Below are 19,858 nucleotides of genomic sequence, written 5' to 3'. Positions count from 1 at the left end.
TGCGGTGCTTTTTCGTATGCTTTTTTCTTGTCCTCCTTTGTGAAACCAGTCCTTGAAAACAGCGCATGGTACTTACAAAAACAAACCCACTGACGGAAAGGAACCGTGCTGGAACATGGTTAGCAAAGTAAAACGATTTTTAATCGGACGGCCAATGAAGTCGACCGAACTCGATCACGAGAAACTGACGAAGGTTAAGGCGCTGGCGGTGCTGTCTTCCGACGCGCTCTCCTCGGTCGCGTACGGGACGGAGCAAATTCTTATCGTGCTGATGGCTGCCGGCTTCACCGCCATCTGGTATTCGCTGCCGATCGCGCTGGCGGTACTCGCCCTGCTTGCGATCCTGATTTTGTCTTACCGGCAGACGATTTATGCCTATCCTATGGGCGGCGGCGCCTACATTGTCGCCAAAGACAACCTGGGCACCTCCACAGGGCTGCTGGCTGGCGGATCGCTGCTGGTGGACTATATTCTTACGGTGGCGGTCAGCTCGTCGGCGGGGACGGACGCGATTACTTCGGCTTTTCCGCAGCTGCATGATCACCGTGTTCTGATTGCGGTTTCCGTCATTATCATATTGACCTTGTTGAACCTGCGCGGCGTAACCGAATCGGCATCGTTTATTGCCATTCCGGTCTATCTGTTTGTAGCCGCGATTGTAGTGCTGATCGTAACCGGCCTAATAAAATATGCGGCAGGCGGCGGCGCCGAGCATGTCCCGGAATTCGGAACCGCGGTATCGAACGTCAGCTTGTTTCTGCTGCTGAAGGCCTTTAGCTCCGGCTGCTCAGCCCTCACCGGTGTAGAAGCCGTATCGAACGCCATTCCGAACTTTAAAGCGCCGGCCGAAAAAAACGCGGCTAAAACGCTGGCCTGGATGGGGCTGATTCTCGGCTTCATGTTTACCGGCATCACGATTCTTGCTTACGGCTTCGGTATTACGCCTAACGAACAGGCAACCGTCGTCTCCCAAATCGCCGAAGCGACATTTGGCAGGGGGGCCATCTATTTTGCCATTCAGGCCATTACGGCCGTTATCCTGTTCTTAGCGGCCAATACGGCATACTCGGCGTTTCCGCTGCTGTCGTTTATGCTGGCCAAGGACAAATATATGCCGCACGCCTTTATGGTCCGCGGCGACCGGCTCGGATTCTCGAACGGTATTATTTTTCTCGGCGTGCTGTCGGCCATTCTGGTCGCGGCATTTCACGGAAATACGGAAAGTCTCATCCCGCTGTATGCGGTTGGTGTTTTTATCCCCTTCACTTTGTCTCAGCTGGGCATGATGATCCGTTGGGCACGGCAGAAGCCGGCAGGCTGGCGCACCAAGTTTGCGGTGAACACGGTGGGGATGCTGACCACGGCAACAATCACCATGATCTTTATTATTACAAAGTTCGACCATATCTGGATGGCATTTGTCTTCCTGCCGTTCGTCATGTTTATCTTCTACCGGATTCACCGGCATTACCAGAACATCGCGGATGAGTTAAGAATCCAGGCTTGCGACGAGAAACCGGTTATAAAAGGAAGCACGATGGTTGTTCCGGTATCAGGTGTGACCCGGGCCGTGTTGAACTCGCTCAGCTACGCCCGCTCGCTGACCGACAATGTTGTTGCGGTGTACGTCGGTTTTGATGAAGAAGAGATCCGCAAAATGGAACAAAAATGGGCGGAGTGGGACCCGGGTGTACGCTTAATCGTCCTGCGCTCGCGTTACCGGAGTATTATCCGGCCGCTGATCAAGTTCATTGATACCATTGAGTGGAAGACCGCAGCGACGGATCATATAACGATCCTGATTCCGCAGTTTGTAACAAAACATTGGTGGCAGGCGCTGCTGCACAATCAGTCCAGCCTGCTGATCCGTTCTTATTTAATGAACCAAAAAGATGTGGTGATCGCCACCGTGCCGTATCACTTAAATAAATAGCGTGTAACCCGCCGCTTGTATGCAGCGGTTCACCGCCCGCCCCCGATAGCCAATCGGGGACGGGCGGTTTTTGCGTTGGACGGCGAAATTGCATCTGGGCTGGGTTGCTGCCTTGGGGGGCTGCCTGTGGAGTGGGCGAGAAAAAAGACGAAAATAAGATTGACATAGATAATGAGAATCAATATCATTTATAGGGACAAGAGCGGCGAAAATCAGCCGTCACGCAGTGATTACAGGAGGGAACAATATGTTGGGGTTAGATAAAAGAAAAACAACAAGTGTGAAGTGGGGGGCCGCAGGCCTGCTGACCCTGTCGCTGCTGCTGTCCGCTTGCGGCAATGCGGATGAGCCGGCGGGCAATGGGGCCGGGGCCGGAGCCGGAGAAGCTTCACCGGCGGCAACGGCAGCCGCATCTCCAGCGGCCAGCGCTGCCGCAGCGGCATCGCCTGCCGCACAGCAGCCGGCGGAAAAAACCGTGACAGATGCCATGGGGCATGAGGTGACGGTGCCTGCCAGCCCGAAGCGTATTTTGGCTTCCTATCTGGAGGATCACCTCGTTACGCTTGGCGTCACGCCGGTTGCGCAGTGGTCGGTGGCGAACGGGATTCAGGATTACCTGGGAGAACATCTGAAGGATGTGCCGACGGTGGGCTATGATCTGCCGACAGAATCGGTACTCAGCCATCAGCCTGACTTCATCATCGTAGGGTCGGAAGGAACGGTCCAAAACGGCCATTACGATCAGCTGAACAAAATTGCGCCAACTTACGTGATTGGCGACGAAACAACCAAAGACTGGCGGAAGACGCTGCTTACAATAGGCGACCTGCTGAATATGAAGGAGAAAGCCGAGCAGGCAATCAAGGACTATGATCAAAAAGCGGCTGAAGCCAAGGAAAAGCTGTCCGGAGCAGTTGGGCAGGAATCCGCGGCAGTGCTGTGGCTTGTGAAAAAAAACTTTTTTATCGTTGACGAAACCCAGTCCAGCGGAGCGGTGCTGTACGGCGATCTGGGGATGACGCCGCCGAACCTTGTAACGGAGATTCCTGCGGAAACCAAAGCGTCCTGGAACCCGGTTTCGCTGGAGAAGCTGGCCGAGCTGACCGCGGATCATATTTTCCTTGTGAACAGCGATAAAGCAGGCAACGCGGAGATTCTGAACAGCCCAATCTGGAAGGGTATTCCGGCAGTCAAAGCCGGTCATGTATATGAGATGGAATCAAAAGGCAGCTGGCTGTACAGCGGTGCGACCGCAAACGCAATGACCATTGATGCTGTGCTGAAGATTTTGGTGAAATAAAGAGCGGACATGTGCGGGCCCGGTTGCCGATTGGATGCCGCGGCCCGCATGGTGTTATAAGGCGGGGACGGGAAAAATCGTTTGTGCTGCGCCATGGATTTTGAGATAATGAGAATGATAGTTATTATCGTTCGTGTAAGGAGAAGTTCCATGGTACCCACCAGCCGTTCAAGACCTGACAAAAAGACGAATTCGAACCCTCCACTCCGTTCAAGCCCGGGTGCCGCACTCCTGATCTTAAGTATAGGTTCGCTGGTGCTCCTGCTGGGCATCGGTCTCTCCATTACGGTAGGAGCCGCCGATATTCGGCTGGCGACCGTCTGGGACGCCGTGTTTCATTTCCAGCCTGATCTGCAGCAGCATCAGGTGATCCGGGAGCTGCGGATGCCGCGTGGTCTGACCGCAGCCCTGGTAGGCGCCGGATTTGCTGTTTCCGGCGCGCTGATGCAGGGGATGACACGCAACCCGCTGGCCGATTCCGGCCTGCTCGGACTCAATGCCGGAGCGGGGCTGGGGCTGGCGCTAGTGTTTGCGTTTTGGCCGCAGCTTCCGTTCACGGCTACAATGCTGTTTTCATTCCTGGGTGCGGCGGCCAGCGCGCTGCTTGTATTCGGCATCGGAGCCGCCTCGGGAGGCGGACTTACGCCGATTCGCCTTACGCTTGCGGGTGCAGCGGTCGGCTCCATGCTGCTGGCGTTAAGCCAGGGAGTGGCCATTTATTTTAACTTATCCCAAGATCTCGCCTTCTGGTATGCCGGAGGCGTAGCGGGAGTGACCTGGACGCAGCTGTATGCGATCCTCCCCTGGCTGCTGGGAGGACTTGTTTTGTCCGTTATGATTTCACGCCAAATCACCGTGCTCAGCCTGGGATCGGAGGTCGCCTCGGGTCTCGGCCAGCGGACGGGGCTGATTCAGATCATCGGGATGTTCATTGTGCTTATGCTGGCAGGCGCAGCGGTATCGGCTGTGGGCCCGGTTGCCTTTGTCGGGCTGATGGTGCCCCATATCGCCCGGTATCTGGTTGGCGTCGATTACCGGTGGATTATTCCCTGCTCCGCGGTGCTCGGCGGCCTGATGATGCTGTTCGCCGACATTGGATCGCGGATGGTGAATCCGCCTTATGAGACGCCGCTTGGCGCGCTGATCGCCGTAATCGGTGTGCCGTTTTTCGTGGTGCTTGCCCGCAGGGAAAGGGGGAACCGGTCATGAATCCCCGTCTCTTATATGAAGGCGAACGCCTGCGCCGCAAGCGGAATGTGACGGTGTTAACCGTGTTAGGCCTGCTGATTGCGGCGGTATTTGTGCTCAGCATGAATACAGGCGTCATGCGCCTGACTCCGGCGGAGGTCTGGCATACGCTGGCGGGACAAGGCACCGATCAGCAGCGGATGATTTTATTTGATTTCCGGCTACCGCGTATCGTGATCTCGCTGCTTGTGGGGGCGGGGTTCGCCGTATCCGGCTGCATTCTGCAGAGCTTGTCGCGTAACGCGCTGGCCGAACCGGCAACGCTAGGGATTACTGCTGGGGCGGGGTTTGCGGTCGTGCTGTGTCTGTCCTTTTTCCCGGCGGCGGTTGCGGCTCCGGTCTATGTGCTTCCGCTTCTGGCTCTGGCAGGTGCGGCCGCGGCAACCCTGATCGTATACGGACTGGCTTACCGCAAATCGGACGGTCTGTCGCCTACACGGCTCGTGCTGATCGGAATAGCCGTAACAGCAGGCATCAATTCCGTGCAGCTTGTGATTGCACTGCGGCTGAACCCGGAACGGTACCAGTTCGTGGCAATATGGATCGCCGGCAAAATTTGGGGCGGAGACTGGTCGTTTGTGCTGGCGCTGCTGCCCTGGGTTGTAGTGCTGATTCCTTTTTTTATGTATAAATCGAGAACGCTTAACACGCTGAATATGGGGGAGCAGACGGCTGCCGGGCTTGGGGTTGCGGTTGAAAAAGAACGGCTGCTGCTGCTGATCGCTGCGGTCGCATTGGCCGGCTCCTGCGTCGCTGTTAGCGGCGGGATTGGATTTGTGGGACTCATCGCGCCCCATCTGGCCCGGCGGCTTGTCGGCCCAAGGCACCAAGCGCTGCTGCCCGCTTCCGCACTGACCGGAGGGCTGCTGCTGCTCACTGCGGATATGCTGGCCCGGCTGATCCTCCAGCCAGCGGAACTGCCTACCGGCGTAGTGGTCGCCGTGATTGGCGCTCCCTATTTTTTATACCTGCTTGCAAAAGCAAGATCTTAATCATTATTTATAGATGCTAAAGGAGTGGATCCTGTATGGCCGAACGCCTGAACACGGAGCTGTTGAATATCGGATATGCCGAAGCGACGATCGTTAAAGATTTAAGCTTGACGGTACCTAATGGAAAAATCACCGCACTTGTCGGATCAAACGGATCGGGCAAATCGACTATTTTGAAAACAATGGCGCGTATTATGAAGCCAAAAAGCGGCAGTGTCATGCTGGACGGGAAATCGATCCACCGTCTGTCAACCAAAGAAGTGGCCAAACAGCTGGCAATTCTTCCGCAGAATCCGACCGCTCCAGACGGCTTGACCGTGTCCGAGCTTGTCGGCTACGGGCGTTATCCGCACCAAAAGGGTTTTGGGTCGCTGACTCCGGAAGACCGTGAAATCATTGCATCGGCGATCGCCGTAACGGGCATGGAAGCGTTCAAAGACCGTCCGATCGACCGTCTTTCAGGCGGACAACGGCAGCGGGCCTGGATTGCCATGGCGCTTGCCCAGCAGACCGACATTTTGTTCCTCGATGAGCCGACCACGTACCTGGATATGGCCCACCAGCTGGAAGTGCTCCAGCTGCTGCAGAAGCTGAACGATGAAGAAGGCCGGACCATCGTCATGGTCGTCCACGATTTGAACCACGCTTCCCGGTATGCGCAGCATATGGTGGCGATCAAGTCGGGCCGTGTGGTCAGCGAAGGCACACCTGCCGAGGTTATGAATCAGGAAGTGCTGCGCGAAGTGTTCGGCATTGAAGCTGACATCGTGGCCGATCCGCGCACAGGCGTGCCGCTGTGTCTGCCTTATCAGCTGTCGGCCTATGCGGCTTCGGGGATGTAGCCGGAACGACTATCGGATTGATTTCTTTTTTCATTAAGCGTTAGGGCAGAAAATATTTTGCATCGCGGTAGAATCGCAGGAGGAGAACAGCTATGAACCAGGAACTGAGTGCAATGCTTGCGGACAAATTCGATATCCATCCGGAGGCCCCGCCGAATACAGGCCACAGCTTTTCAGCGGCAAGCCTGACGGAGCCGGAGGGAATGAAATCGTTTGTTGAGGCCTTTGGGCCGCTGATTAAAGCACAGGACCGCAAGGTAACGGGAGCTTATTTCGGCGGCTGGTTTTCCGCACTTGGTTCGGCGCTGCAGCTGTCTCTCTCCCTGCACCGCACCGCTCCGGACTTTGGGCTCGATAATGTATCGATCCATCTGCTGCTGAGCGGCGGGTACTGCCGGATGGCTTTTTCGCTGAACCGGTGGTCCGGCGCCGATTGTCCGGTCTCTGCCGGTTCGGAAGGGGAAGAGGCTTGGGTCATCGGCCGGTTGAACTGCTTCTATAACGAAACCGTGCTGCCGCTGTTTCGGGCGATCTCCGCTGTATCCGGCTTGGCGGAGCACCAGATTTGGGGACAGCTGCCGGCACGGCTGTACATGGTGATGGAGCACACCCGGTCCGAAGGGCTTCTGCCAGAGCAGGCCGCCCGGCTTCAGGGGGACTACCGGGTGCTGAAGGAGCGAATCGGCGGGGAAACGTTTGGACGTGCAGGCAACCCTTTTAACGAGCCGATTCGTTTGATCGAGGACTTGGCGGACCCGAGCCGGTTTATCCCGATGCGGACCCGCTGCTGCATGTTTTATCTGACTGAAGGCGGAAGTTATTGTTATACTTGCCCGCGTCTGAAGGAAGAGGAGCGGACGTCCAGACGGGCCGCTTTTCGGGAGAATGCCTGCAGCAGATAACGTATACAGCTCTCATATAAAATATCATTCCCAGGCTCCCGTCATTGACAAGGGAGCCTGTTCGTTGTTACAGTGGGGAATGCCCGGAGTTGCCGGGCAATGTTACATAAGGACAGACCAGAACATTATACATTGCTGCATTCAGCGGTTCGGATAGATTGGTAAAGGAGCAGGAGTAATGGAGATTGGCAAAACATTGGATGAACTACGGAAGTTGATGGATAAAGGAACAATCAGCGGCAACGAATCATTGAAGGGGCATGTGTTTACCCGGATGGGAGGCGCGGCGGATATTCTTGCAGCTCCCGCATCATACGAGGAAGTGTTGCGGATTGTGGAATATGCCCGAGAGCGCGGAATTCCCGTTACGGTTCTCGGGAACGGCTCCAATGTTATCATCCGCGACGGCGGCGTCCGTGGGATTGTGCTGCAGACCTCCGGCCTCGACGGGATGGAGTACCGGGATGGCCTCTTGTATGCGCAGTGCGGCGCAACCATTATTGGCGCGTCCCGTTATGCCCTGCAGCTGGGATTAACGGGACTGGAGTTTGCCTGCGGCATACCGGGGACGGTAGGCGGCGCACTGTATATGAACGCGGGAGCCTACGGCGGCGAGGTGAAGGATGTTCTCGCAAGCGCGTTGGCGGTGGACGAACACGGCAAGCTGGTGACGCTGGAACACGATCAGCTGGAATGGGGATACCGCAAAAGCGTATTTTCCAAAGGGCACTATATCGTGCTGGAAGCCCGGTTCGCGCTGAAGCCCGGCGAAGAAGAGGCGATCCGCAGCGAAATGGAGCGGCTGACCGAGCTTCGTGAATCGAAACAGCCGCTTGAGTATCCGTCCTGCGGCAGCGTGTTTAAGCGGCCGCCGGGGCATTTTGCCGGCAAGCTGATTCAGGACAGCGGCCTGCAGGGAACGCGGATTGGCGGTGCGGAAGTCTCCCGCAAGCATGCCGGCTTCATCGTGAACGCAAACGATGCGAGCGCGGGCGACTACATCCGTCTGATCTCCCACGTGCGGGAGACGGTGAAGCAGAAGTTCGGCGTGGAGCTGGAGACGGAAGTCGAGATCATCGGGGAGGAACCGTCTCCTTCCGAGTGAGCGATCGTCTGTAACGGCAAGTTTTTTTACCCTTTCTCTGTATCAGTGAACGGCGGCAGCAAAATAACCGGATCAGGCAAGAGGAACTTCTTGTCCGATCCGGTTATTTTTTTTAAAAACAAAGGTTATTCTGGATTCCTCGCTGCAAACCGTCCGAGTTCATCTCTTCGGCTAAAATTATTGTTCTGACAGGCTTAACGAATAACGGGCGCGGTCTGTCTGCAGTTCTACGCCTGAATCCTGCGAACGGCTGACCGATAAACCGGCTGTTACGATTTCATAGGTTTCCCCTGGCAGCTGCACCAAATCACCGTCCGCATTTTCTGTGCTTCCGTGGCCTTGAAGAATCAGTGCAGGCTCCAGGTAATCGTCTATACTGCCGCCTTCCTCACGGACATCAACGCCATTCAGCTCAAAATATACGACATCCCGGTCGTCCAGTTCGTTTTTTTCGATGACAAGGGTCTGGCCTTCCTGGCCTTTCAGCCACTCTAAAACTTGCTGTGTCTGCTGTTCCACTGCGCATCCCGTCCTTTACAGCGAATTCTAACAGTTAATTTACCCCAATCCCCAGAAATGAATCCATGCGGTCCGGTAATTTGATTAGTTGGGTTAATCATTAAGTATATTAACGATCATGAAAAGCCCGGCGCTGCCGTAATTACGAGCTCTCTGCATGTCCCATGTGCAGCTGCTTTGTCCATCCTCCACAACGTAACAACGCATCCTTTCACTGCAATGTGTTTATCCTCCAACCCCTGTGTGTAAACTATTCGTGAACGATAATCGGAACGATCCCGGCCACCTGAGCCAGGTCACTAAGCCAGATCACCAGATCCAGATCACCAGGCCAGGTCATTAGATCCAGATCACTAGATCCAGATCACCAAGCCAAGACACCAAGCCAAGACACCAAGCCAAGACACCAAGCATAGTCACTAAGCCAGAACACAATAGTTAGATGAATAGAGCCAGACCACAAAAGCCAGGTCACTTGACCCGGGTAACGAGAGCCAAATATGAGAAGGTTTACTTACTCAACTTTTGCAGAGCGAAAATCAGCTAAGCTCCACCCTACACTGGGCTGGTTTGCCCAGTCATCTCAAGGTGCATCTATCGATCTCAGGCTGTAAAAGTTGAGTTAATAAAAGCAGCGCGAACCAAGACTTGATTAACCATGTCTTGGACTGCCGCTGTTGTCGTTGAACGAACTGGAACAAATCCTTTCCTGTGACACACCCGCAGCGGTTTACCCGCTATACGGAGGTCTTTCCGGACCCAGAGGACGTTATTTCTGAAATTCCTGTGCTTTTGGGTTGCCTTGCGGACTCCAGATCCGTTATTTGCACCGGAAACGTCCAAGCGATGGACTATCTGCATAAATAAGGGAATCTGAGTCCGTCTCTTGGCCAAAACGCTGAATAATCAGCAAATAGGCTCTCCTGAGTCCGGTAAAAAAGCCATAGGGGAGGACAAGGCATAGCTGCTTCAAAACGCTTTCAAAGTTTGGAAAATCGAGACTGTGTTCAGGCAGGGAATGTTGTTGTAACACAGAGTTACGCACCTTTCTTGTTGGCATGGGGGAGCGTACTACGATGATCCCTAACAAGTAAGGTGTTTTTTGTAAATACAAGGAAACCTATTGAATTTTTCTTACTCACTCAAGGGTCTATGCCATTTTTCCAGCTGCGAAAGTTGAGTTACTTACTATAGGGGAGGAAAAAGCAATGTGGACAGCGGCGCTGTGGGGCGGCGTATCCGGCTCGGCCGTCTTGATCGGAGCCGTGCTTGCAATGTGGCTGCGGATTCCGAAACGCGTAATCGGCTTTGTCATGGCCTTTGGTACAGGCGTGTTAATCGGAGCCGCAGCCTATGAATTGCTGAGTGATACGGCTGAGGAAAAAGGAATGGCGCCGACGATAATCGGGTTCGCGGCGGGAGCTATCGTTTTTACTCTTTTTGATGCTTACATATCCAAAAAAGGCGGCGCCAGCCGCAAACGGTCCGGGATTGCACGGGGAGAGCATGCAGGCACGGGGCTGGCCATTTTTGCAGGTACGCTGATGGACGCCATCCCGGAGTCCATCATGATTGGATCCAGCCTGCTGACAGGGGAAGGCGTCAGTTTTTTGCTGGTCATCGCCATTTTTCTCAGCAACATTCCGGAAGGGCTGTCGAGTACCATTGGACTGCGGCAGGACGGCTACTCCCGGGCGAAAATCTTATGGCTGTGGCTGGCTGTCGTTGCGATGTCGGTGCTGGCTTCGATGTTCGGCTACGCCTTCATGCACCGGGCTTCCGATGAGGTGATGGGCATGATCGCCTCGTTTGCCGGAGGCGGCATTATCGCGATGGTTGCCTCCAGCATGATGCCCGAAGCGTATGAGGATGGGGGGCCGCTTACGGGTCTGGCCGCGGCGGCTGGTCTTTTAGTGTCGCTGATCCTGGACAACATGTAAGCCAGGCTTCTTATATAAAATGGTTTTCTGCCTATGTCCAAATACAGATTTATTGAGAACCGCAGTCCGGATGGGCTGCGGTTTTTTGGAATGCACATGATATAGTTAAAGCGATACCAGGCGCCGAGGCAATTTGCAGCTATACGAGCGGAGAGTTTGCCTGGATGTTTGGAGTTTAACGATCAAACACACGCTGAACCGTACAAACACAGGAATGTGGGGATGTCACGAAGGTATTTGAAGCTGCAGTGCAGCAGCGTAAGCCTTATCTTCGGAATTCTACGTTCTTTACAAACTGAACAGCTGATATACAGGATGGCGGGGATGGCACGGAGGCAATTTGGAGATGTAGGAGCGAACGCGATTGCCTTTATTTTCGGAGTTCTACCGCTATCCGGGACTTCCATTCAAGAACTCCGAAAATAACAGCAACCGGAAGTCCCAAATTGCCGCAGTGACAGCCCCGCCCTACCTGTATGACATTTGTTCAGTCTATATTAAGCACCGTTGAACCCCGAAAATAACAGCGGGCCCAAGACCCAAATTCGCCGCAGTGTCGGGGCCGCTTATTCTGTCCTCTATTCGTTCAGTCTAACTCTACCAAACAAAATTTACGAAGCGCTGATACAAAACCGGAAAAGGCTTCGTCTTTCTATTAGCTGCAGCAGAAAGGAGCTATTGAAATGGGATTACCGGAATCCGAACAATTTCGCGCTGTATTTTATGAGCATTATCCGACAGTCCGGAGAAAACTGATTCGCCTGGTACGGGATGAGGCGGCCGCCGAAGATTTGGCACAGGAGGTGTTTCTCCGGCTGTACCGAAATCCGCCAGATGAGCCTGGAGCGGTTGGTGCCTGGCTGCACCGGGTGCTGACCCGGATCGCTTATGATTATTTGGACAAAAAAGTGCGTGAGCGCCGTCTTCAAGATAAACAGGAGCTTTTCTACGATTCAGAGCGGCCCTCGCCGCCATCGAGCGAGGAGACGGTGATGAAGAAGCTGGATACCGAAGATGTAAAAGAGTGGCTGGAGGAGCTGCCGGAACGGGACCGGCAGGCGCTAATCCTCCGTTACTCGGGCTACAGTTATTCGGAAATCGCCGGCGAGATCGGCGTCAATCCGCCTGTCGTTGGGACACTGCTCCACCGGGCGACACGCAAACTGCAGGCTCACGCGGCCAAGAGCCGCCCTCAAACCGATTAAGACCGATCCGGCTGGGCGGTAACGGTAGAGTATGGATTGGCCAAACGAAAGTAGATCAATGAACTTTGACCAAATGAAAGTTGGCCAAATGCGAGTTGACCAAACGGAGATTGATTAGGCGAACATTGATCAAGTGAAAAGTGATCAAACGAAACGAAAAGTGATCAAGCGAAAAGTGATCAAACGAAAAGTGATCAAACGAAGAGTGATCTAACGAAAAATGACCAAACGAGAATCGACCGAAAGGAACGGTCACCGTTTGGATGAATCATGATCGATTAGGAGGAGCGTCAAAATGACGAAAAACGATAAAGAGCTGGAGCTCCAATCCCAAAAGACGGACGAAGCTTGGGCGAAACTCCAGGCTAGTCTGGCCAATGAACCCGTTAACCCTGCGTGGGAACGCTGGGGTACTGCAGCTGGCTCCCAAGCGCAGTATAATGCATTGACCGAAGCGAAGCCGGAAGCGCAGCTTTTAGCGCAGTCCGAAATGCAGTCCGATCTGTACTCCCTGGCACAAGGGGCTGCACCTGTTAGTACTGCTGCAGAGCTGGCTACGGCCCGGACTGGAGCCAACGGTCGGGACGGAACGGCTCCAGCCGCTGGGCAGGTCCGCCGGCGCCCGCGCCGCAGCCGGAAAGCAAAATGGGCCGGAGCGGCTGCCGCAGTAGCGCTGTTTGGCGCGGTGCTGGCAACGCCGGTCGGCAATACGGCAATGGCCGCGATTTTGAACCAATTCCGGATGGAAGAGCCGGCTGTTGTTCAGGAAGAAGATCTCACACGGGTATTCAACACCATCTCCGAGGGCGGCACGGTAAACGAAACGCTTAACCGGTATGGGGAGTTCAGCACGAGCGACGGTACTGCGTATGGAACGTTGAACGCGAAGGAGATCAACGAGAAGCTGGGTTATCGTGTACCTGAGCGGCTGTCCTCGCTAAACAGGAAATGGGACGTCTCTCCGTCACGGGATGTGTCCATGAAGCTGAACGTAACTGAAATCAACAAAATGATGAAACGGCTGGGCGCCGACAAGCTGCTGCCTGAGTCGGTTGATGGTGTAAAAATTACGATGCATATCCCTGAAACCATACATTACTCACTGCCTGTCGATAATGAGCAGAAGTTTTGGCTTACTTTAAGCCAGTCCGGCACTCCCAATGTGCTTGTCGACTCGTCAGCGAGCTTAGAGGAGGCCGTGGATGCTGTCATCGACTTCCCGCTGCTGCCAGGAGAATTCAAAGAAAGTTTGCAGAAGAGCCGGGTGCTGTCCGGGGAGATTCCGATGCCGCTGTTCGCTAATGAAGATACACGCCAAATCACTGTAGATGGGACGTTGATGCTGTTGGGGTCGTTCCCGATGGATTCCGGAGGGTATTATTTTACAGCCAATTGGGTCAAAGACGGCCAGCTGTTCGAAGCCTACGGCGGAAACTATGCATCGGAGGAAGCATTCCTCAACCAAATTCGGGAGTTGATGTAGTTCATGGAACAGGCGGCGATTCAGACGAACGGACTGAGCAAAGAATACAGCAACGGCCGGGGCTGCCGCGATGTGTCGATAACGGTAGGGAAAGGGGAAGCCTTTGGCTTCCTCGGTCCCAATGGCGCCGGGAAAAGTACATTTGTCAAAATGCTGGTCGGTCTGATTAAACCGACCTCCGGAACGGGAACGCTGCTCGGGCACCCGATCGGTTCGCTGGAATCCAAGCGGCTGATCGGGTATTTGCCCGAGCTTTACCGCTATCAGGAGTGGCTGACAGGCGAAGAGGTGGTCATGCTGCACGGCAAGCTGTGCGGAATGGACCGGGGCCTTGCCGGCCAGCGGACGAAACAGCTGCTGGAACGGGTGGGCATCGGACGGAGAGGAACGGACCGCGTGAAGCATTATTCCAAGGGGATGCAGCAGCGGCTGGGATTGGCCTGTGCGCTGATTGGCGATCCGCCAATCGTTTTTCTGGACGAACCTTCTTCCGCACTGGACCCGATTGGCCGACAGGAAGTCAGAGACATCGTGAGCGATTTAAAAGAGCAGGGCAAGACAATATTTCTGAATTCGCATCTGCTGGAGGATGTCGAGCTGCTGTGCGACCGAATGGCTCTGCTGAATGACGGGGCTATCCTGCGGCACGGCAGGACCGCCGAGCTGCTGCGCACAAGACAGATTTGGAGGTTCCGGGTGGGCGGTTATGATCCGGCTGTGCTGCCGTGGCTTAGAGAGCAGACCGGCTTTGAGATTACGGAAGCAGCTGCGGAGCAGGAAGAAGGGTTGGACAGCGTCTGGCTGGAAGCCGAGCTGGATAATGAGGAGCAGGCAGGCTGGCTGAATGCACAAATCATCGGTCAAGGGATGACGCTGTATGAAGTGGCCCGCAAAAAAGAACGCCTGGAAGCATGGTTTATGGAAGCCGTGTCGGGACTGAGCCACAGGGGGGAACGCGCATGATCACGATAATGTCGATGACCTGGAAAGAACTGCTCCGCAAACGCGTGATGATGCTGACCGTGCTGATGACCGTGGTGTTTTTGGCGGCCTTCTGGTTTGTGGCAAAAACAATCGGCACCGTGAATGACGGCCCCGTCACGTTGGGCAGAGAAGGCGAAATGCTGCTGATGGCATACGGCAGAGGGGTGATGATCCTGTCGATGGGATTCTTTTTTGCCTCCTTTGTTACGGCTTTTCTTGGCATCTTCAGCTCATTTTCCGCGATCTCCGGCGAAGCCGAGCAGGGGGTGCTGCAGGCGCTGATGCCCCGCCCGCTGCCGCGGTGGAAGTGGTACATTGGCAGATGGCTGGGTTATGTGACCGTTGGTATTCTTTATTCGCTGCTGCTGTTTACGGCGATTTTGCTGATAACTGACGCTCATGCATCGGTCCCCAGAGATATGGGCGGCATTATCCGGTCTTTTCTGTTGTTTGCTTCCACGATTCCACTTCTTGTGACCGTGTCCATGTTGGGCTCGAGTTTATTTTCGGCATTGGGAAATGGCGTGTTTATGACCATGCTGTACGGGGCGGGCTGGCTCGGCGGAACGATCGACAAGGTCAGCGGTAACATTGGACTGGAAGAAAGCGTGGAAAGTTCGCTTAACCATTTGTCCGGCCTGCTGTCCATGCTGATGCCTGTGGATGGCTTACAGCGGCGTATGATGGCGGAGTTGACAAACATCCGGGATATGGGGAGGATGGCGATCACCGACGATCTGATGCTCGGCTTGTTCGGACTCAATCATGTTCCGTCAAACTCTTTTTTGCTGTATGCGCTGCTGTACGGTGCGGTCATTTTTCTGGTCGGCATGTTCCGGTTTCAGCGCAAAGATTTATAAGTGTAAGAGGAAACGGAGCCGCCTTAAGACGATATCTTCAAAAGACTGATTTAACAGGCCTCCTATGCGTATAAAATCCATCCGAAGTTCAGACAAAAGCGGCCCGGCCAAGCTTTACGCTTAGCGGACCGCTTTTGTGCTTGAGAGCAGCTCGTGAGAGCTGCTTGTGAGGACTGCTTGCAAAGCAACCTTTACTTCTGTACGGGCAGCTCAATCCAATCCGAGGACCAGCTGCCGATTTCTCCAAGAATCGGGGCCAGCGCCGCGCCCTTTTCCGTTAGGGAATATTCGATCCTAACAGGAATTTCGGGATAAACGTTCCGGACCACAATCCCTTCGCATTCCAGTTCCTTCAGCCGTTCCGATAGTACTTTCCCGCTTAAATTCGACAGGCAGTCTTCAATCTCGCCAAACCGGCGGGGGCCATCCATCAATACATATACAATCAGTGCTACCCAGCGCTTGCTCAGCAAATCGACAGCCCGCTCAAAGCGGGGGCACATTTGAAAATCCTTCATACAGCTCACCTCTACTCCCAGTATAACACAAACTTACGAAAAGTAATTATAATTATTTATGTATGTCGAACAACTTGACGAAGTTATATTACAATGATAAACTAACTTACAAATAGTTACTTAAATTTTAAGGACCCGATGGATTTCTTAATGAAATCCGTTTATTTAGGAACCTGCGAAAGAGGTGCGATATGCTTAAACCGGAGATCCTCACCATTCTTAAAAATAAAATCGTAACCGTACCCCAAGGGGACTCCGCCAGCGTGCTGGTTGGTCCAATCCGGCTGCCCGTCAATCTGGACGGCGAGACGGTTACCTTCCAGTGGTACACATGGCTGAATGTGGACAAGGAGGAAGCTGAGGCTTACCATGAAGCGCCGGAGCGGATTGTTAGCCAACTGACGAGCATGAATCTGGCGGACAGCCAGCAGTCCAGCGTGCTGGTGTACGGCGATTTCGAGCATGCTCCTGAGGCGCTGATCCGGATGCACAGCATCTGCCATACGGGAGACATTTTTGGCAGCAAACGCTGCGACTGCGGTTACCAGCTGCACCAATCGATGAAGCTGATCGTCCAGCACGGCGCGGGCGCGCTGTTTTACCTGGCGAATCATGAAGGCCGCGGGATTGGCCTGTTCAGCAAAGCAATGGCTTATCTGCTGCAGGAAGAAGGTTATGACACAGTAGAGGCGAACCTTGAGCTTGGCTTCCAGGACGACAGCCGCAGCTACAACGATGCGATCGGCGTATTGCGCCATTTGCGCCAGCAGCCGGTTACGCTGATTACGAATAACCCGAGAAAACTTGAAGCGCTCCGGCTCGCCGGCATGAATGCTGTAAAACGCGTTCCGCTGTGGGGCGACGTGTCCGTGTTTAATGAAAAGTATCTGCGCACCAAAGTGGCCCGGTCCGGGCATTTTGAGCCGGTTGCCGGCGCAGCTGAAGAAGGCCCGCTGCCTGGACAGGTTGCCCAATAAACACCGGCATGGAAACCATGCGGCTAAACCGGGAATTTTAGAAAAAGCGCCCTAACCGTTATGGATCAATGCCATAAGCTTCGCCACAGTGACCCAATGGAAATGCCTGAATACCAGGGGCTTCACCTACTGCGCCCCAATAATCGGAACTGAAAACGGCTGGTTATTTTTCATTCATTATCATATAATTTACGGGTGAATCATCCATTCCTTAGAGTAAGCGAGGTAGGATATGTTAGCCATTGATGTAAAGGATCTGCGCAAGACCTTTAAGGTTCAGAAGAACCGGCAGGGTCTGAAGGGCGCAGTCCTTGATTTGTTTAAACGGGAGTATAACGAAGTAACTGCGGTAAAGGACATCTCGTTCTCCATTCCCTCCGGGGAAATCTGCGGTTATATCGGCGAAAACGGGGCCGGTAAATCAACGACGATCAAAATGCTGACAGGCATATTGGTCCCCACCTCCGGCAGTCTTACGGTCGGGGGCTTTGTTCCGTATGCGGAGCGCGAGCGGTTTGTGCAGAACATCGGCGTCGTCTTTGGCCAGCGCAGCCAGCTGTGGTGGGACATCGGCGTTATTGAATCCTTCCAGCTGCTGCGTAAGGTGTACCGTGTGCCGGAGCAGGATTTCAAAAAGCGGCTGGACGAGCTGGTCGAACGGCTGCAGCTGCAGGACCTGCTAAGCCGGCCTGTCCGCAAGCTCAGTCTGGGACAACGCATGCGCTGCGAGCTGGTTGCCGCGCTGCTGCACAATCCGTCGATTGTTTTTTTGGATGAGCCGACCATCGGTCTCGATATCGTGGTGAAATCGGAAATCCGCGATTTTCTGAAGGACATGAACCGTGAACACGGCACCACGATCCTGCTGACGACGCATGACCTGCAGGACATTGAAGCATTGTGCTCCCGGGTGATCATGCTGGACGACGGACGGATTATTTATGACGGCGGGCTGGAGGATTTAAAATCCCGCTGGGGCACCGGACGGGAAGTCCGCTTCCAGTTCGGCACGGCCACCCGCCTGCCGCAGCTGCGGTCCTGGACGGACCCGCTGCCGGTCAACTGGACGGCCGATAACGAGCTGGGCGCCAGCGTATGGATTCCGCTGGAGCTGAATGTCTCGGAGGTGCTGGGCCGGGTTGTCGGACAGGCGGACATTACGGATATCAAGATTATCGAGACGAATACGGACGATATCGTACGCAGCATTTATCAATCGGGCTCCGCGGAGCGGACGGACATTTCGCAGCCCGCCGAAGACGGGAGAGCGGTCGTTCATGTCTAAACTGCAGCCGGCCGGGCCCGCGGCGCCAAAAGGCGGGAAAAAGCGGGGAGGGGACGGCCTGCTTTTTGGCGCCTACCTGGATTTTATCCGCATCCGGTTTCTCACTATGCTCGCGTACCGTGTCAATTATTACTCCGGTATTCTGATCTATACGCTCAATATCGGGGTGTATTATTTTACGTACAAAGCCATTTACGGCGGGAACGAAACGCTTGGCGGCTTCACCGCCACCCAGATGACGACCTATATCGCGGTGACCTGGATGGCGCGGGCGTTTTATTTTAACAACCTGGACCGGGAAATTTCAACCGACATCCGTGACGGGAGCATTGCCGTCCAGTTCATCCGTCCGTACAACTATGTGCTGGTCAAAATGATGCAGGGCTTTGGCGAAGGCGTCTTCCGGTTCCTGATGTTTATGATTCCGGGAATGGCGATCGCCCTGCTGCTGTTTCCGATTGAACTGCCCAGAGATCCGTATGCCTGGGCCGGTTTTCTGACGATGTTGTTTTTCAGCTTCCTGATCAATTCTCAGATCAATGTCATCACCGGGCTGCTGGCGTTTTTTGTGGAAAATAACGAAGGCATGATGCGGATGAAACGCACGCTGGTCGATTTGTTCTCCGGTCTCATTGTACCGATCAGTCTGTTTCCGGACTGGCTGGCCGGAGTGCTGAAGCTGCTGCCGTTCCAGGCCATCACCTATCTGCCGGGTTCCGTATTTACTGGCAGGGTGCAGGGAGTGGGCATTTGGAATGTGCTTGGGATTCAAGCCGTCTGGTTCGTTATTCTGCTGCTGCCGATCCTGTGGCTGTACCGCGCCGCGCGTCAGCGCGTGTTTGTGCAGGGGGGGTGAACGGAAATGTATTATTTGGGACTCATCGGCGAATATCTTAAAAATTATATGAAAACCAGAATGACCTACCGCGCGGATTTTTGGGTGGAGGTTATCTCGGATTTGCTGATTCAGGCGACAAATTTTATTTTTATTTTTGTTGTGTTTATGCACACCGACAGCCTGGGCGGATGGAGCAGGGATGAGGTGGTGTTCGTTTACGGCTTTTTTATGGTGCCGTACGGATTGTTTGGCTGCTTCATCAACCTGTGGGGGTTCAGCGAGCGGTACATCGTGAAAGGCGAGATGGACCGGATTTTGACCCGGCCGGCGCATAACCTGTTTCAGATTTTTCTGGAGAACGTGGATCCGCCCGCACTTTTTGGTTCAATCATCGGCGCGGTCGTGATGATCTGGAGCGGCGCAAGCCTCGGCTTGACACTGGAATGGTGGACGATTCCCGCACTGATTGTGCTAAGTCTAAGTGCGGTGGCGATTTACACGGGTATCTATACGACGCTGACGTCGCTGTCCTTTTTTTCGGATGCGCCGACAGGCATTCTGCCGCTGATGTACAACATTCAGACCTACGGCCGGTATCCAATCACGATTTATAACCGGGCGATTCAGGTTCTGCTGACCTGGATTGTTCCTTTCGCCTTCGTTGGCATTTACCCGGCCGCCTTGTTCCTTCATCGGGACGAGTTCCGGACCATGGCGCTGATCACGCCGCTGATGGGAGCGGTGTTCCTGACGATCGGGCTGATGACATGGCATTACGGCGTCAGACGATACAAGGGAGCAGGCTCCTGATCGGTTCGATTTGTCCATACGCAGCAACCTGATAGGTAATCACCCGATAAGTAATACCGAATGGCGATAATCAAATGGCAATAACCCTATAGCAATAACCCGTTCGGCAATACGAAA

At 54.3% G+C, this 19,858-nt stretch carries 18 protein-coding genes; 16 read left to right on the top strand and 2 right to left on the bottom strand.

The features are described from left to right. Positions 1–115 precede the first annotated feature (115 nt). The 7 genes from ACE6ED_RS12265 to murB all read left to right on the top strand — a co-directional run bounded on the left by ACE6ED_RS12265 (position 116) and on the right by murB (position 8,322). Positions 116–1,933, top strand: a complete 1,818-nt coding sequence (locus ACE6ED_RS12265; protein ID WP_410827440.1) for an APC family permease — start codon at positions 116–118, stop codon at positions 1,931–1,933. A gap of 247 nt (positions 1,934–2,180) precedes the next feature. Beyond that, on the top strand, positions 2,181–3,233 hold the full coding sequence (locus tag ACE6ED_RS12260) for an iron-hydroxamate ABC transporter substrate-binding protein (protein ID WP_410827438.1): 1,053 nt from the start codon (positions 2,181–2,183) through the stop codon (positions 3,231–3,233). 150 nt (positions 3,234–3,383) lie between these two features. Next, positions 3,384–4,442, top strand: coding sequence for a FecCD family ABC transporter permease (locus ACE6ED_RS12255; protein WP_410827436.1), 1,059 nt, complete (start codon positions 3,384–3,386; stop codon positions 4,440–4,442). Continuing rightward, positions 4,439–5,473: a FecCD family ABC transporter permease gene (locus tag ACE6ED_RS12250; RefSeq protein WP_410827435.1), complete on the top strand. Its 1,035-nt coding sequence runs from the start codon at positions 4,439–4,441 to the stop codon at positions 5,471–5,473. The genes ACE6ED_RS12255 and ACE6ED_RS12250 overlap by 4 nt, the downstream gene beginning before the upstream one ends. A gap of 35 nt (positions 5,474–5,508) precedes the next feature. Continuing rightward, complete coding sequence (locus tag ACE6ED_RS12245) at positions 5,509–6,315, top strand: ABC transporter ATP-binding protein (protein ID WP_410827433.1); 807 nt, start codon at positions 5,509–5,511, stop codon at positions 6,313–6,315. A gap of 92 nt (positions 6,316–6,407) precedes the next feature. After that, positions 6,408–7,217 (top strand): (2Fe-2S)-binding protein, encoded by an 810-nt coding sequence (locus tag ACE6ED_RS12240; protein WP_410827431.1) that lies wholly within the window; start codon positions 6,408–6,410, stop codon positions 7,215–7,217. A gap of 178 nt (positions 7,218–7,395) precedes the next feature. Next, a complete protein-coding gene (gene murB / locus ACE6ED_RS12235; protein WP_410827429.1) occupies positions 7,396–8,322 on the top strand; it encodes a UDP-N-acetylmuramate dehydrogenase in 927 nt (308 codons plus the stop codon). Between the two features lie 177 nt (positions 8,323–8,499). Here the strand turns inward: murB and ACE6ED_RS12230 are convergent, their stop codons facing one another. Beyond that, positions 8,500–8,841, bottom strand: a complete 342-nt coding sequence (locus tag ACE6ED_RS12230; RefSeq protein ID WP_410827428.1) for a hypothetical protein — start codon at positions 8,839–8,841, stop codon at positions 8,500–8,502. 1,208 nt (positions 8,842–10,049) lie between these two features. Here ACE6ED_RS12230 and ACE6ED_RS12225 point away from each other — a divergent pair. From ACE6ED_RS12225 to ACE6ED_RS12205, 5 genes are all read left to right on the top strand, one after another. Beyond that, on the top strand, positions 10,050–10,781 hold the full coding sequence (locus tag ACE6ED_RS12225; protein WP_410827426.1) for a ZIP family metal transporter: 732 nt from the start codon (positions 10,050–10,052) through the stop codon (positions 10,779–10,781). A gap of 683 nt (positions 10,782–11,464) precedes the next feature. Then, the gene (locus ACE6ED_RS12220) at positions 11,465–11,986 is read left to right on the top strand and encodes a sigma-70 family RNA polymerase sigma factor (RefSeq protein ID WP_410827424.1); all 522 of its coding nucleotides are present in this window, start codon (positions 11,465–11,467) and stop codon (positions 11,984–11,986) included. A gap of 295 nt (positions 11,987–12,281) precedes the next feature. Then, a complete protein-coding gene (locus ACE6ED_RS12215) occupies positions 12,282–13,469 on the top strand; it encodes a hypothetical protein (RefSeq protein WP_410827422.1) in 1,188 nt (395 codons plus the stop codon). 3 nt (positions 13,470–13,472) lie between these two features. Further along, positions 13,473–14,432, top strand: a complete 960-nt coding sequence (locus ACE6ED_RS12210) for an ABC transporter ATP-binding protein (RefSeq protein ID WP_410827420.1) — start codon at positions 13,473–13,475, stop codon at positions 14,430–14,432. Further along, the gene (locus ACE6ED_RS12205) at positions 14,429–15,313 is read left to right on the top strand and encodes an ABC transporter permease (RefSeq protein WP_410827418.1); all 885 of its coding nucleotides are present in this window, start codon (positions 14,429–14,431) and stop codon (positions 15,311–15,313) included. Before ACE6ED_RS12210 ends, ACE6ED_RS12205 begins: the two co-directional genes overlap by 4 nt. Positions 15,314–15,504: 191 nt before the next feature. On the opposite strand, the gene ACE6ED_RS12200 is transcribed toward ACE6ED_RS12205, so the two are convergent. Next, entirely contained in the window at positions 15,505–15,831 is a 327-nt protein-coding gene (locus ACE6ED_RS12200) for a winged helix-turn-helix transcriptional regulator (protein WP_410827416.1), read from the bottom strand. 191 nt (positions 15,832–16,022) lie between these two features. Between ACE6ED_RS12200 and ACE6ED_RS12195 the strand changes: the two genes are divergently transcribed. The 4 genes from ACE6ED_RS12195 to ACE6ED_RS12180 all read left to right on the top strand — a co-directional run bounded on the left by ACE6ED_RS12195 (position 16,023) and on the right by ACE6ED_RS12180 (position 19,741). Next, a complete protein-coding gene (locus tag ACE6ED_RS12195) occupies positions 16,023–16,808 on the top strand; it encodes a GTP cyclohydrolase II (protein WP_410827414.1) in 786 nt (261 codons plus the stop codon). A gap of 232 nt (positions 16,809–17,040) precedes the next feature. Further along, on the top strand, positions 17,041–18,093 hold the full coding sequence (locus tag ACE6ED_RS12190) for an ABC transporter ATP-binding protein (RefSeq protein WP_410827413.1): 1,053 nt from the start codon (positions 17,041–17,043) through the stop codon (positions 18,091–18,093). Positions 18,094–18,199: 106 nt separating this feature from the next. Continuing rightward, complete coding sequence (locus ACE6ED_RS12185; protein WP_410827531.1) at positions 18,200–18,949, top strand: ABC transporter permease; 750 nt, start codon at positions 18,200–18,202, stop codon at positions 18,947–18,949. A gap of 6 nt (positions 18,950–18,955) precedes the next feature. Continuing rightward, entirely contained in the window at positions 18,956–19,741 is a 786-nt protein-coding gene (locus ACE6ED_RS12180) for an ABC transporter permease (protein WP_410827412.1), read from the top strand. The last annotated feature ends 117 nt before the right edge of the window (positions 19,742–19,858 follow it).

The organism is Paenibacillus nanchangensis, assembly GCF_046543445.1.
Classification (GTDB): Bacteria; Bacillota; Bacilli; order Paenibacillales; family Paenibacillaceae; genus Paenibacillus_AQ; species Paenibacillus_AQ nanchangensis.
The sequence above is the reverse complement of the archived record's forward strand: the minus strand, read 5'-3'. Positions and strand labels throughout refer to the sequence as shown.

What these genes read in the sequence shown, in the direction of transcription:
- ACE6ED_RS12205 (WP_410827418.1), top strand. Translation starts at nt 14,429, where the DNA reads ATGATCACGATAATGTCGATGACCTGGAAAGAACTGCTCCGCAAACGC.
- ACE6ED_RS12190 (WP_410827413.1), top strand. Translation starts at nt 17,041, where the DNA reads ATGTTAGCCATTGATGTAAAGGATCTGCGCAAGACCTTTAAGGTTCAG.
- ACE6ED_RS12265 (WP_410827440.1), top strand. Translation starts at nt 116, where the DNA reads ATGGTTAGCAAAGTAAAACGATTTTTAATCGGACGGCCAATGAAGTCG.
- ACE6ED_RS12250 (WP_410827435.1), top strand. Translation starts at nt 4,439, where the DNA reads ATGAATCCCCGTCTCTTATATGAAGGCGAACGCCTGCGCCGCAAGCGG.
- murB (WP_410827429.1), top strand. Translation starts at nt 7,396, where the DNA reads ATGGAGATTGGCAAAACATTGGATGAACTACGGAAGTTGATGGATAAA.
- ACE6ED_RS12200 (WP_410827416.1), bottom strand. Translation starts at nt 15,831, where the DNA reads ATGAAGGATTTTCAAATGTGCCCCCGCTTTGAGCGGGCTGTCGATTTG.
- ACE6ED_RS12245 (WP_410827433.1), top strand. Translation starts at nt 5,509, where the DNA reads ATGGCCGAACGCCTGAACACGGAGCTGTTGAATATCGGATATGCCGAA.
- ACE6ED_RS12255 (WP_410827436.1), top strand. Translation starts at nt 3,384, where the DNA reads ATGGTACCCACCAGCCGTTCAAGACCTGACAAAAAGACGAATTCGAAC.
- ACE6ED_RS12225 (WP_410827426.1), top strand. Translation starts at nt 10,050, where the DNA reads ATGTGGACAGCGGCGCTGTGGGGCGGCGTATCCGGCTCGGCCGTCTTG.
- ACE6ED_RS12180 (WP_410827412.1), top strand. Translation starts at nt 18,956, where the DNA reads ATGTATTATTTGGGACTCATCGGCGAATATCTTAAAAATTATATGAAA.
- ACE6ED_RS12215 (WP_410827422.1), top strand. Translation starts at nt 12,282, where the DNA reads ATGACGAAAAACGATAAAGAGCTGGAGCTCCAATCCCAAAAGACGGAC.
- ACE6ED_RS12220 (WP_410827424.1), top strand. Translation starts at nt 11,465, where the DNA reads ATGGGATTACCGGAATCCGAACAATTTCGCGCTGTATTTTATGAGCAT.
- ACE6ED_RS12195 (WP_410827414.1), top strand. Translation starts at nt 16,023, where the DNA reads ATGCTTAAACCGGAGATCCTCACCATTCTTAAAAATAAAATCGTAACC.
- ACE6ED_RS12240 (WP_410827431.1), top strand. Translation starts at nt 6,408, where the DNA reads ATGAACCAGGAACTGAGTGCAATGCTTGCGGACAAATTCGATATCCAT.
- ACE6ED_RS12185 (WP_410827531.1), top strand. Translation starts at nt 18,200, where the DNA reads ATGCTCGCGTACCGTGTCAATTATTACTCCGGTATTCTGATCTATACG.
- ACE6ED_RS12260 (WP_410827438.1), top strand. Translation starts at nt 2,181, where the DNA reads ATGTTGGGGTTAGATAAAAGAAAAACAACAAGTGTGAAGTGGGGGGCC.
- ACE6ED_RS12210 (WP_410827420.1), top strand. Translation starts at nt 13,473, where the DNA reads ATGGAACAGGCGGCGATTCAGACGAACGGACTGAGCAAAGAATACAGC.